The 12138-nt window shown below is 66.2% G+C and carries 15 protein-coding genes and 1 pseudogene; 13 read left to right on the top strand and 3 right to left on the bottom strand.

Annotated elements, in window-relative coordinates; all coding sequences use genetic code 11:
• Positions 1 to 170: 170 nt before the first annotated feature.
• The gene (locus AC1RLU_RS24580; protein WP_492798735.1) at positions 171 to 413 is read right to left on the bottom strand and encodes a hypothetical protein; all 243 of its coding nucleotides are present in this window, start codon (positions 411 to 413) and stop codon (positions 171 to 173) included.
• Between the two features lie 15 nt (positions 414 to 428).
• A complete protein-coding gene (locus AC1RLU_RS24575) occupies positions 429 to 1343 on the bottom strand; it encodes an XRE family transcriptional regulator (protein WP_492798734.1) in 915 nt (304 codons plus the stop codon).
• Here AC1RLU_RS24575 and AC1RLU_RS24570 point away from each other — a divergent pair.
• From AC1RLU_RS24570 to AC1RLU_RS24530, 9 genes are all read left to right on the top strand, one after another.
• Positions 1260 to 1493 (top strand): transcriptional regulator, encoded by a 234-nt coding sequence (locus AC1RLU_RS24570; protein ID WP_492798733.1) that lies wholly within the window; start codon positions 1260 to 1262, stop codon positions 1491 to 1493. The two genes, AC1RLU_RS24575 and AC1RLU_RS24570, sit on opposite strands and share 84 nt — an antisense overlap.
• A 193-nt stretch (positions 1494 to 1686) precedes the next feature.
• Positions 1687 to 2169 carry a phage regulatory CII family protein gene (locus AC1RLU_RS24565; RefSeq protein WP_492798732.1) on the top strand — a complete coding sequence of 161 codons (483 nt, stop codon included), beginning with the start codon at positions 1687 to 1689 and terminating at the stop codon, positions 2167 to 2169.
• A gap of 1 nt (position 2170) precedes the next feature.
• On the top strand, positions 2171 to 2635 hold the full coding sequence (locus AC1RLU_RS24560; protein WP_492798731.1) for a hypothetical protein: 465 nt from the start codon (positions 2171 to 2173) through the stop codon (positions 2633 to 2635).
• On the top strand, positions 2632 to 2847 hold the full coding sequence (locus tag AC1RLU_RS24555) for a hypothetical protein (RefSeq protein WP_492798730.1): 216 nt from the start codon (positions 2632 to 2634) through the stop codon (positions 2845 to 2847). The genes AC1RLU_RS24560 and AC1RLU_RS24555 overlap by 4 nt, the downstream gene beginning before the upstream one ends.
• Positions 2844 to 3050: a hypothetical protein gene (locus AC1RLU_RS24550; RefSeq protein WP_492798729.1), complete on the top strand. Its 207-nt coding sequence runs from the start codon at positions 2844 to 2846 to the stop codon at positions 3048 to 3050. The genes AC1RLU_RS24555 and AC1RLU_RS24550 overlap by 4 nt, the downstream gene beginning before the upstream one ends.
• Positions 3047 to 3268: a hypothetical protein gene (locus tag AC1RLU_RS24545; RefSeq protein WP_492798728.1), complete on the top strand. Its 222-nt coding sequence runs from the start codon at positions 3047 to 3049 to the stop codon at positions 3266 to 3268. The genes AC1RLU_RS24550 and AC1RLU_RS24545 overlap by 4 nt, the downstream gene beginning before the upstream one ends.
• Positions 3265 to 5952, top strand: coding sequence for a DNA methyltransferase (locus AC1RLU_RS24540; protein ID WP_492798727.1), 2688 nt, complete (start codon positions 3265 to 3267; stop codon positions 5950 to 5952). The genes AC1RLU_RS24545 and AC1RLU_RS24540 overlap by 4 nt, the downstream gene beginning before the upstream one ends.
• A 5-nt stretch (positions 5953 to 5957) precedes the next feature.
• Positions 5958 to 6173 carry a hypothetical protein gene (locus tag AC1RLU_RS24535; protein WP_492798726.1) on the top strand — a complete coding sequence of 72 codons (216 nt, stop codon included), beginning with the start codon at positions 5958 to 5960 and terminating at the stop codon, positions 6171 to 6173.
• A complete protein-coding gene (locus tag AC1RLU_RS24530) occupies positions 6170 to 7234 on the top strand; it encodes a bifunctional DNA primase/polymerase (protein WP_492798725.1) in 1065 nt (354 codons plus the stop codon). The genes AC1RLU_RS24535 and AC1RLU_RS24530 overlap by 4 nt, the downstream gene beginning before the upstream one ends.
• On the opposite strand, the gene AC1RLU_RS24525 is transcribed toward AC1RLU_RS24530, so the two are convergent.
• Positions 7231 to 7833 (bottom strand): hypothetical protein, encoded by a 603-nt coding sequence (locus AC1RLU_RS24525; protein WP_492798724.1) that lies wholly within the window; start codon positions 7831 to 7833, stop codon positions 7231 to 7233. The two genes, AC1RLU_RS24530 and AC1RLU_RS24525, sit on opposite strands and share 4 nt — an antisense overlap.
• Positions 7834 to 7862: 29 nt before the next feature.
• Between AC1RLU_RS24525 and AC1RLU_RS24520 the strand changes: the two are divergent.
• The 4 genes and pseudogenes from AC1RLU_RS24520 to AC1RLU_RS24505 all read left to right on the top strand — a co-directional run.
• Positions 7863 to 8375, top strand: a pseudogene (locus AC1RLU_RS24520) (DNA cytosine methyltransferase); the annotation flags it as partial.
• A 49-nt stretch (positions 8376 to 8424) separates the two neighbouring features.
• Positions 8425 to 9183: a hypothetical protein gene (locus tag AC1RLU_RS24515; protein WP_492798798.1), complete on the top strand. Its 759-nt coding sequence runs from the start codon at positions 8425 to 8427 to the stop codon at positions 9181 to 9183.
• A 6-nt stretch (positions 9184 to 9189) separates the two neighbouring features.
• A complete protein-coding gene (locus AC1RLU_RS24510; RefSeq protein WP_492798723.1) occupies positions 9190 to 10935 on the top strand; it encodes a DNA primase family protein in 1746 nt (581 codons plus the stop codon).
• A 381-nt stretch (positions 10936 to 11316) separates the two neighbouring features.
• The gene (locus tag AC1RLU_RS24505; protein ID WP_492798722.1) at positions 11317 to 12036 is read left to right on the top strand and encodes a hypothetical protein; all 720 of its coding nucleotides are present in this window, start codon (positions 11317 to 11319) and stop codon (positions 12034 to 12036) included.
• The last annotated feature ends 102 nt before the right edge of the window (positions 12037 to 12138 follow it).

Below are 12138 nucleotides of genomic sequence, written 5' to 3'. Positions count from 1 at the left end.
GATTGCGGTCACTCGCGGCAGCTCTGGCCGGCAGCAATACAGCAGGCCATGGCTCAAGGGGTGCGAACGGTATTAGGCCTGCATCGGAAGCTGCGATGCTCCATCTGCTATGAGCGTGGCGGTACCGGCAAGAACATCAACGTCTTCCCGACATACCGCCGGCGGCGCTCCTAGGAGGCGGGCGGTTCCGGGTGGCGCAGGGTCGCCTTCAGGGCGATCTCGTCCAGCTTCTTCATGACGCCACCCAAACCGAGCGCCGCGACGAAGACGAGAAGGCTCAGGCCCAGGTCGATTTTGGCGGCGAAGTGCGCAATTGGTGGCGCGCTGGACTTGGCTGTCGCGATAACGTCCATGACGCTGACGCCGGCGAACAACGCCGCGGCCGCCGCGATCAGCCAAAGAACGAAAATCACGCGATCATCCTCCGTTCAGATGCCCAGGAGTTCGTGCCACGGTATCACGCGATGGACATCTTTAACGCGGGCCCTGTCGAACTCGATCGACTTCGCGGGATTGAACTGTTCAACCACGACTTTGCTGGAATTCATGCTGATCAGCTTCTTGACGAAGCCTTTGCCGGCGCGGCCTTCTTCGGCTGGGAACAGCTCAACGACAACATAGTCGCCGATTGCTGGGCGCCGCCGTTCCGCAAAGATGCGCTCGCCATCCTCGTATTTCGGGAACATGCTCGAGTTGGCGATGCGGAGGGCGAAGACATCCTTGCGATGCTTGATGCCGGGAGGCCTGGTCACTCGATCGACCACCTGTCCGTTGAACTCAAAGGCACCATCATCCTCCCCGTCACCGCCGACCGCGATTCCTAGCTCCTCAATGTCGCGCGCGCCGCCCCGCTCCGGCAAGGCAGGCTCGCGGTCTTCGATGATTGCATTGGGGGGCGTGTCTGTGGGTGGGGATATCGGCGTGCCACCATGCGCGGCGGCGACGTGTTGCGCGTACTGAGGGGGCGTGCCGGCTGGCGGCGGCTGCCGCATCACCATTGCCATCATCTCGAAGGCGTCCAGGCCGAGGAACATCGCGGTCCGAGTCAGATTGTCGATGCTCGGCATCGTAACGCCGGTTTCCCACTGCTGCACTGCCGCCGTGCTGACGCCGACCGCCTCGGCCACTTCCGACATGGGCTTTTTCAGCTTCTTGCGTGCCTGTCGCAGGGTGCTGCCGAGGTCATTTTGCATGACGGGGACATTAGGCGCTCCGCCGATGCCGGCAATAAAAGTATCGCTTGCTTTTATTTGTAAGGGATGCTTGTAATTGGGGCCATGAGCGATAGCCCCCTTTGCAAGGCCCTCGAAGCCGTCGGTGGACCCGTCTCCCTCGCCCGTCATCTTGGGATTTCCTCTCAAGCTGTCTCGCAGTGGAAGCGCGTGCCGCCCAATCGCGTACTCGCCGTCGAGGGGCTGAGCGGCGTGTCGCGTCATGAGCTCCGGCCGGACCTGCACGGTCCGTCGCCCGTTTTGGGGAGGCCCGTTTCGTGAGCCTCTCGTCTCGCCTTCGCCATCGTGACCAGCGCCTGGCGCAAGCGGCTCTCGGCCGCTTCGCGCCGCGCCGAGCCTGCTCCTGCCGCCTGTTTCTGCTTCTCGTCCATGGGGTTCCGCCTCCGTGATCTGACGCCGCGACTGTCCGTCTGAACCGCCGTTTTCCCAACGAAAAAGCAGAAGGGCTTTTTTCGTGAGCAATATCGCTTTGCCTGAAGGCTTGTTGCCGCTGCTGAAAACGGCCGGGCGCGCCCTCGTCAATGCCTGCGCCGCGCCCGGCCAGACCGGGCCGCAGCGTGTCGAGGCCATGACCGGCTACAGCCAGGGTCAGATCTCGAAATGGCAGAGCGAGAACGACCCGGCGCTGATGCCGCTGCATGTGGCCGCCATCCTCGAGGCGGCGACCGGGCAGCCGGTCCTCTCGCGTGCGCTGGCATCCCTGACCGGGCACCAGCTCGTTCCGGTATCGGGCGCCAACGAGGATGAATTCTGCCTGATGCGCTCGGTCATGGCGACGACCGCCAGCCAGGGGCGCTTCGCCGCGCAGGCGATGGAGGCCATCGCCGACCAGAAGCTGACCCGCGGCGAGATCAAGGGCCTGCTCGCCACCGCGATCAAAAACCAGGAGGAGTTCGGCGAGGTCATCCGCCGTCTCGCCGAGCGGGCGGGGGAGTGAGATGGCAGCACGGGGGAGCATCAAGCCGGGATCGCTGACCGCGCGCGTGCTGGCCGCGATCGCGGAGGCGGAATCTCCGATCGGCCGCGCAGCGCTGCTGGCGATGCTGACGGGGCATGATCGCAACTGGCTCGGCCGCGTGCTCGATCGCCTGATCACACTCGGCCATGTCCGGGAATGCCGGGCCGGCTATGAATTGTCCGCCGCGCCGCGCCCGCTCAAGCCGGGCGAGCGCGAGCCGGAGCGGCTTTCGCCCGGGCAGCGCGCCGGCGTCACCGCCGTGATCCACCGCGCCCATCGCTATCGCGCGGCGGGCGCTCCCTTCATGGCCGTTAGCCTGCTGGAGCGCGCCGCCGCTCGCCGGCTGCCGGCCCATGTCCAGCAGGATCTGAGCGCGCTGGCCGGGCTCTTCGCCGAGCCTTGCGGCAGCTATCGCGATGTCGAGCCGGCGAGGGCTGCGGCATGACCAAGGCCGAGCGACAGGCCCTCGACTGGCTGCGCAAGCACAATGGCGATGGCTGCTTCGACATCAATGGCGTGCTGCTCGCCGCCGGCGAACTGGCGCCCTTCATGCGCTCGACCTGGAACGGCCTGCGCGATCAGGGCCTGGTCGAATTCTACAAGCCGACCGGCAAGGGCCGTGGCCGCTGCCGGCTGACCGCGAGGGCGGCGGCATGAAGCGCGGGTTCACGCTCCAGAAGATCGGCCGCTTCCGCCGCTCCGCCGCGCGCGGCATGGCCCGGGCCGGCTTCACCGCCGCGATCATCGCCGCCGTGCTGCGAATGAAGCGCGCCACGGCCGAGGACATCGTCGCCTGCCGGGAAGCCCCGGCTGGCCTGTGGAGCGCGGCCGAGCGCGCTCTGTTCCGGGAGGGGAAGTGACCATGCATCTCGCCCAGATCATCGCCGAGCTGGAAGGCGCCGCGCAGCAGGAGGCCGCCGGCATCCATGTGCTGGAAACGACCCGCTTCGAGCCAGAGCTCGGCCTCGTCGCCGGCAACTGTCTGGTGGCTGCCCGGCGGCGGGCCGAAGCATTGTCGCAAGCCGCCAAGCTCCTGCGCGACGCCGGCGACTTCTTCGATATCGAGAGGGCGGCATGAGCGACGCCTATCTCGCCTTCCTCAAGGCCAAGGCCTGCATCGCGCCCGGTCGCGGCCTCGATGTCGGGCTCGACGAGATCAACCCGCTGCTGAAGCTGCATCAGCGCCTGATGGTGCAATGGGCGCTGCGGCGCGGCCGGGCCGGGCTCTTTGCGGCGTTCGGCCTCGGCAAGACCTTCATGCAGATCGAGTTCACCCGGATCGTCTGCGAGAAGCGCGGCGGGCGCGGGCTGATCACCGCGCCGCTCGGCGTGCGGCAGGAGTTCCGCCGCGACGTGCATGTGCTGGCGACCGGCGAGGACGAGCGCATCACCGAGGCGCAGCGCGAGGATCTGCGGCGCTGGCAGGAGGGCCGGCCGGAGCGCATCCCGAACCTGCGCTTCATCCGCGCGATCGATGAGGCGGCTGAGACCGGGCTCCATCTCACCAATTACGAGACGGTCCGCGACGGCAAGCTCGACCCGCGCCTGTTCGCGGTCGCCAGCCTGGACGAGGCCTCCTGCCTGCGCGGCTTCGGCGGCTCCAAGACCTTCCGCGAATTCATGCGGCTCTACGACGGGGTGACCTTCAAGCTGGTCGCCACTGCGACCCCTTCGCCGAACGACTATATCGAATTGCTCGCTTATTCCGCCTTCCTCGAGGTGATGGATGTCGGCGAGGCGAAGACCCGGTTCTTCAAGCGCAACAGCGAGAAGGCCGACAGTCTCACCATCCATCCCCACAAGGAACGCGAGTTCTGGCTGTGGGTGTCGAGCTGGGCACTGTTCGTGCAGCGGCCGTCCGATCTCGGCTGCGACGATACCGGTTATGCCCTGCCGCCGCTCCAGGTCATCCATCACACCGTCGCCAGCGACCTCGCCACGCGCGAGACCGAGCGCGACGGCCAGGGCATCCTCTTGAAGAATGCCGCGCTCGGCGTCGTCGGCGCCTCGCGCGAGAAGCGCGACAGCCTGCCGGCGCGGATCGCCAGGCTGCAGGACATCCTTGCGGCCGCGCCGGACGACCATTTCCTGATCTGGCACGACCTGGAGGATGAGCGGCGCGCGATCGAGGTGGCGGTGCCGGGCGTGCGCTCGGTCTATGGCACGCAGGATCTCGATACCCGCGAGGAGACGATCATCGGCTTCTCGGAAGGCGCCTTCCAGCATCTGGCCGCCAAGCCCGTCATCGCCGGCTCCGGCTGCAACTTCCAGAAGCATTGCCACAAGGCCGTGTTCCTCGGGATCGGCTTCAAGTTCAACGACTTCATCCAGGCCGTGCACCGCATCCAGCGCTTCCTGCAGGATCAGCCGGTCGAAATCCACATCATCGCCAGCGAGGGCGAGCAGGCGATCCTGCGCACGCTTCTCCAGAAATGGCGCCAGCACGAACACATGGTGGCCGAGATGGGCAAGATCATCCGCGAATATGGCCTGAACGAGCAGGCGCTTGCCGCCTCGCTCTCCCGCGCGATCGGCGTCGAGCGCGTCGAGATCCGGGGTCAGCACCATCGCATCGTCAACAACGATACGGTGCTGGAAAGCGCCGCCCTGGCGGAGAACTCGCTTGGCCTGATCGTCACGTCGATTCCGTTCTCGACGCAGTACGAATACACGCCGAGCTATAACGACTTCGGCCACACCGACAGCGACCCGCATTTCTGGGCGCAGATGGATTTCCTGACGCCCTCGCTGCTGAAGGCGCTTCAGCCCGGCCGCAACTGCGTCATCCATGTCAAGGACCGGATCATCCCGGGCGGACTGACCGGGCTCGGCTTCCAGACAGTCTCGACCTTCCATTGCGACGCGATCCAGCATTTCCGCAAGCACGGCTTTGCCTTCCTCGGCATGAAGACGATCACCACCGACGTGGTGCGCGAGAACAACCAGACCTATCGGCTGGGCTGGTCGGAACAGTGCAAGGACGGCTCGAAGATGGGCGCCGGCCTGCCGGAATACCTGCTGATCTTCCGCAAGCCGCAGACCGATCGCTCGGTCTCCTATGCCGACACGAAGGTGGTGAAGGCGAAGAAGTGGTACGGCTCGGCCGAGACGGAGGCCGGCGACGATCTGATCGAGGATGCCGGGCCGCTGGAAGGTGGCTGGATCAACCCGGACGGGTATAGCCGCGCCCGCTGGCAGATCGACGCACATGGCTATCTGCGCTCTTCCGGCGATCGCGCGCTCAAGGCCGAGGATCTGAATGGCGTCGACGCCGCCACGATCTATCGCATGTGGAAGCGCTTCAACCTCGAGGCTGTCTACGATTTCGAGTACCACGTCGCGATCGCCGAGGCGCTGGAGACGCGCGGCCGCCTGCCGCCCACCTTCATGCTGCTGCCGACGCATTCGCCGGACGAGTCCGTCTGGAGCGACGTGACCCGGATGCGCACGCTCAACGGCGTGCAGCAGGCGAAGGGCAAGGAGATGCATCTCTGCCCGCTGCAATTCGACATCGTCGACCGCGTGATCGCGCAGATGTCGATGCCCGGCGAGACCGTGTTCGATCCCTTCGGCGGGCTGATGACCGTGCCCTATCGGGCGATCCTGCAGGGCCGCTTCGGCGTCGGCGTCGAGCTCAACCCCGGCTATTTCATGGACGGCGCGCTGCACTGCGCCGCGGCCGAGGACATGATCGCGATCCCCAGCCTGTTCGACCTGCTCGATGCCGCACAGCCGGCGCCAGTGCTCGAGGCGGCGGAGTAGGGCGGATGGGCGACGATTATCGCGATATCGCCACCGTTCCGCGAGACGGCTCGCTCGTCCGGGTGATGCATGAGGATGTCGGCAGCTTTCTCATGCGTTGGAACCCCGCAGGCTCGAACCCGCTGGTTTCGCTCTCGATCGGTATCTGGGAGGCCGTCGACGGCTCCTTCACCTGGTGTGAGGATTACGGCCATGGGCCGAGCCACTGGCGGCCGGCATGACCATGCTCGACCACGCCCTTGCCTATGCCGCGAACGGCTGCCCGGTGTTTCCGGCCAACCCGGCGCAGAAGCCTGCTCCCTGGTCGAAGGCGCCGCATCTGCCCAAGGAGAGCGAGACCGGCAAGAAGGACGGCGGGCACTGGCTGGCCAGCCTCGACGAGGGCGTGATCCGCGGCTGGTGGAAGCGCTGGCCGCAGGCGTTGATCGGCTTTCCGACCGGGCTGCGCGCGCGTTGCATCGTCGTCGACCTCGATCCGAAGGAGCATTCGACCAAGGCGATGCTGGCCGCGTTGACGCGGTTCTGCGGCCAGCTTCGCGAGATCGACCCGGAGACCGGCGAGATCGTCGAGCCGGTGATCGCGCGGACGCAATCGGGCGGCCTGCATCTCTATTTCGCCTGGCCGGACGAGGCCACCTTCACCGAGGTCGCGGATAACCTGACGCGGCTGGGCAAGCCGGTCTCCGGCTCGATCGGCAACAAGGCAAACCTGTTCACGCGCTTCCTGCGCGACGGCGAATGCCCGGCCGAGCTCGCTCATATCGATGTGCGGGGTGAGGGCGGCTATGTCATCGCGCCGCCATCCGTCATGGCGGATGGCAAGCGCTATGAATGGCTGATGCCGCAGGTCTCGCGCCTGCCAGCCCTGCCGCGGCGTCTGCGCGGCGTCATCACCGGCGAATTCCTGACCGATGCCGAGCGGGCGCAGCGTCGTGCGGCCGCCAGGGCGCGGAGCGGGCCGCATCGCACCGAAGGCTGCAGCGACAGCCGCGTCGCCCGCTATGTCGACGGCGCCGTCGCTTGGGCCCTGGAGTTTGCCCGCACGGCGCCTGCCGGCGAGCGCAACCAGAACGTTTTCCTGGCGGCTTCGCATCTCGGCCGCTTCGTCCGCTCCGGACATCTCGACCGCGGCCGGGCTGAACAGCTCTTGCTGGCGAACCTGCCCGCCGGCGTCGAGCCGACCGAGCACAAGATCAACCAGACCATCCGCAACGGCCTCGATGCGACCGAGCGCGGAACATTTTCACCCGACGAGCTCGGGCGGGGGAGGGCGGCGTGCTAACTCCTCCCAGCGGCGAGGCTCTCATTCGCGGCGATGGTCTCCTTAACCTCGTCGATGAGCGCTTGGACTTGAGCGTCAATCTCCGCAAAGCGCGTATTCTGCTCCATCATCATCTCGTCGTTGATTTCGACACCCTGAAGTCTGGAGCGAGCGCTCGGCGCCTGCTTCAGGAGTTCAATGACGAGATCTCGCCGCTTCGCGGCGGTAGAACGCGGCAGGCTCGGATTGCTTCGCCCAATCTCTTCGCATCGAGCTTTGAACTCCGACACATGTTTGTCGGCGACGGCCATCCGCTTGCCCCTCCAGCTGAGTACGGTGGCGATAAAATCAGAGACGGCTTCCAGTCTCTCGAGAAGTACTGTCAGATCCGGCAGAGAGTCTCGGGCATGCTGACGCTCTGCGATGCTGTTCGCGCGCTTGGCCTCCTCGACCTGATCGGCGGCACTCTGTGCCGACTTCTTGGCGGCTTCGGCTTGCGCCTTCGCGAGTGTCACCGAAGAGCGCGCCGAAACGGCCTGCGATACGGCAACGCCCATCGCCAACAAGCTGATTATCGCAGCGACCACCGTCGCCGCTTGTCCCCACCATTCCATCGTCATTTCTCCCATCTCGCCGAAGCTAGGGCGGCGTGGGGCCTTGTACAACGGAGGCCTGCGTGAATGTGGCTCTACGTTCCGAATTGCGAGCCGGCCCCCGCATCCTCTCCCTCTGCACGGGGGGGGGCGGGCTCGATCTCGGCGTCGAATTGGCAGTGCCAAGCGCTCGCGTCGTCTGCATGGTGGAGAGGGAAGCCTTCGCCGTCGCGCACCTGGTTGCAGCGATGCGAGCGGGTCTCCTGGCTCCGGCTCCTGTGTGGAGCGATGCCCGAACCTTCGCGGGCCGAGCGTGGCGTGGCTGCCTGGACGGCCTCATTGGTGGCATTCCCTGCCAGCCACACAGCCTTGCCGGCAAGCGGCTTGAGCGTGCAGATCCGCGCGATCTCTGGGGACCCACGCGACGGATCATCGTCGCGGCCCGGCCCTGGTTCGTCCTCATCGAAAATGTCGGCGGCATGCTCTCGTCGGGCGGTGCCGAGCGGGTTTGGCGAGAGCTGGGGAGACTTGGCTTTGCGCGTGAGGTTGGACTTTTCACGGCGGAAGAAGCAGGCGCGAGCCAGGAGCGCGAGCGTCTCTTCATCCTCGGAGTCCACGATGAATTGGCCTTCGCCGATCGCCAGGGATCATCGATCATTGGAGGCTGGAGAGGCCACCCACGAGAAGAATTCCCGGCCTCTGTCGGAATTCGTGGGCCGATGGCCGACGCCGAGAGTGGGGAACAACGGCGGCCACGGCAACGGCGAGCGGGCTCTCGATCCCTCCAATTGCAGGTTGGAGGATACGGCTGCGGCGGCCTTCTGGTCGACGCCTCGGGCGAGCGATGGGGAGAAGGGCGGGCCGAACCAGAGCTTCGGAGCGGGCGGCCAGCCGTTGCCGGCTCAGGCTGCGAACTGGATGGCTCCCAAGGCATCGGATGCGACGAGCGGTGCGGATCGCGTTCGCAGGGATACCGGCCAGCCGCAATCTGCGCTGCCGACGCAGGCGAAGACGTGGGCAGCGCCGCGCGTGGAAATGTCGCGAGCTCTCGGGAACCCCAAGCACATCACGGCGAAGCGGGGGAAGGGATTCCTCGAGGATCAGGTGGTGGCCTGGCCGGCGGCGAAAGACCTCTATTCCCCCCTGGCCCTCACGACCGTGAAAACTGGCAAGCCGTCCTCAAAGGAGCGCCGGAGCTTGAACCCGCTTTTCGTCGAGTGGCTGATGGGCTGGCCTCCCGGCTGGACCTTGCTCGTATCGAGCGACTTCGCCTGCTCGGCAATGGCGTTGTCCCGCTTCAAGCAGCGTATGCGCTGCGCACTCTCGCCTCTCGCCTTGCGTCCCGCTCCGCCGGCGCAGGCCTCCTTGTTCGGATGATGCCCGATGACTGATCTCCCCGCCGACGATCTCTCGGCCGAGAGCCTGCGCGCGCTCATCACCGGGGCGGAGGCCGATGCTGCCGCGACCCCGCAGCCCCGCGATCCGCTCGGGCCGGACAACGACGATGCTCGCGCCCCGGATCGTGCCCGTGACCATGTCGACCGGCTGGAATTCGCCATGCGGCTGCTGCCGAACGATACCGATAACGGCCGCCGCCTGATCCATTGGCGCGGCTTCGACCTGCTCTTTGTCCGCGATATCGGCTGGCATGTCTGGACCGGGTCGTTCTGGGACCCGCTGGGCGGCGCCGAGGCGGCGCACCGAACGGCGCAGGCGTCGGCGCGCTGGATCGCGGCCGAGAGCCTGGTGATGCATCCGAGCGAGGCCGAGCAGGCTGCAATCGATGGCGGGCGCGCAGCGCGGCGCATTCCCGAGGCTGAGCGCGACAAGGATCAGGAACGCGCCATCGACGAGGGCAAGAAGGCGATCGGCGCCTGGTCGAAGCGGCGCGGCCGGAGGCGCGAATTCTCGGTCTCCTGCGGCAATGGTGCGCGCGTCGCCCAGATGCTGACGCAGGCGCAACCGCATCTGACCGTCGGCGTCGAGGCGATGGATGCCGACCCGATGCTGGTCAATGTCGAGAACGGCACGCTCGTCTTCGAGCGGGTCGAAGATCCGGAAGCCCGATCGGACGTCAAGCCGCCGCTCTACTGGCGCGCGCGTCTGCGGCCGCATGAACGGACCGACCGGTTGGCGAAGCTGGCGCCAGCGTTCTACGAGCCGGATGCGGACTGTCCGAAATGGCAGGCCTTCCTCGATCTGTGCCAGCCCAATGCGGCGGTGCAGCGCTTCCTGCAGGTGTTCTACGGCTATTCGCTGCTGGGCATCATCGGCGCGCAGAAGCTCGTCTTCCACTATGGCGAGGGCGCCAACGGCAAATCCACCCTGATCGAGGCCTTGGCGCGACTGTTCGGCCCCTATGCCGGCACGCTCAACGCCGAATCTGTCACCGGCACGCAATCGCGCGGGGCAGGCCAGGCCACGCCCGATATCGCCCAGCTTCCGGGCAAGCGCCTGGTGCGCGTCTCGGAATTGCCGCGCGGCGAGATGCTGCGCGAGGCGTTGGTCAAGCAGCTCACCGGCGGCGAGCCGATGATGGCCCGGCATAACTACGGCAATTTCTTCGAGTTGCGGCCGGTGTTCAAGGCGACGATGTCCGGCAACGACAAGCCGCGCATCGACGGCGTCGATCTCGGCATCTGGCGCCGGCTCTCGCTTGTCGTCTGGGCGCAGACCATCCCCGAGGCTGAGCGCCGCGAGATGGAGACCGTGCTCGGCGAATTCGCAGCCGAGCGCTCCGGCATCCTCAACTGGCTGATCGCCGGCGCGCTGATCTACCTCGAGGAAGGCCTGCACGAGCCGCCGGAGGTGCGCGACGCGACCAAGGCCTATCGCGCCGACATGGACCAGGTGCAGGGCTTCATCGACGCCTGCGTGCGCCGCCTGCCGCCGCCGGAACCGCCTGACGAGCCCAAGCAGGTGCCATCACGGGCGATCTATGAGGCCTATGAAAGCTGGTGCCTCGCCAACGCCATGAAGCCCTGGAGCGAGAAGGCCTTCAGCCAGACCCTGGAGAAGAAGGGCTTCGTCAAGCACAACGGCCGCATCCGCACGTTCGAGGGGCTCGTGCTGCACGACATCCCCGACCGGCCCGAGCCCCGCAGCCCCCGCTATGGAGACGACCGATGAACCGCGATGCTCGCAATCGTCATGTGTTTTTGCGTGATCATACGCCCTCCTGCCGCTGCGCCATGCGTTTTGCGCGTCGAGGGTCGCGAGGGTTGCGCGATGGTTCGGGACAACCCTCGCGGGGAGAATTCGTAAGGCTGCTCAAGGGGATAGGTGATGGCCTGCGAGGGTCGCGAGGGTTATCGCGGGCCTCATAGACATGAGGGGCTTCGGGGAAGCCCCGGAACCATTTCTCATATTGCCTCTACACGTTCCAAACCCTCGCAACCCTCGCAGATGGATAGGTAAGATGTTGAATGAATTGAGGAATATGGCTTGCGAGGGTCTGTTTCGATGCTCGCTGAACCCTCGCAACCCTCGCATGAGCGGAAAGACCGGCCAATGACCGCGAAAGAAACCATCGGGATCGAAGCGCTGCTGCACCGGGCCTATGCCCAGTATCGCGTCGACAGGGTGACGCCCGAGGCCGTGCTCGGCCTGCCGCGCTTCAGGCCCAACGGCTCGCTGGTCGGGGCGATGCAGACGCTGCAGCTCGGTACGATCATCGACAATTCCGGGGCGGCCGCCCGGATGCTCGGCTTCCAGAAGATGGCGGCGGCGACGCCGGACGATCTGCTTCTCGTGCACGACCATGTGCTGGCGCTGGCCGAGTGGCTGATCGAGGGCGCGGAGACGGATGCGCCGATTGCCTGGAGGCGCTCGGATCTCGTGGCGCAGGGCTGGCGGATCGAGGATGCGGCCTCGGGCCTGTGGTTGGTGCGGCCGGGCGCGGAGCGTCAGGCGGATGCGTGGTCGCGGCTGCATGACCCGTTCCTGACCGCGTTGGTGATCGAGCATGCGCGCAATGGTTCGCGGCCGGACCATGGCGGAGAGATGCCGCCCTATCGCGGCCGGCCGAGCGAGGCAGTGCGGGCCGAGAGGGCGGGGATCATGCTGGCGCGCTCGGTCTATGCGACCTGGCATGCGGCGCTCGGCCTGCTGGCGGCGGCACTGGATGGCGTGTTGGTCAAGCATCAGGTCAACGGCCCGGTCAGCCAGGCAGCACCATGGGATAGGCGAGCGAAGGGCGAAGTGTTCGATCTCGCCACCGAAACGGCCTGAAGACACGGTAATCTAATGCGCGATAACTCGTTGAGATAACAAAGCAATCGCCTTCTTTGACGGCCGCACCCTATTGTGGCATGTTCGGAGCATCCCAATAGG

This window comes from Allobosea sp. GW822-FHT05A11 (assembly GCF_058800455.1).
This window is presented reverse-complemented; position numbering and strand designations above follow the sequence as displayed.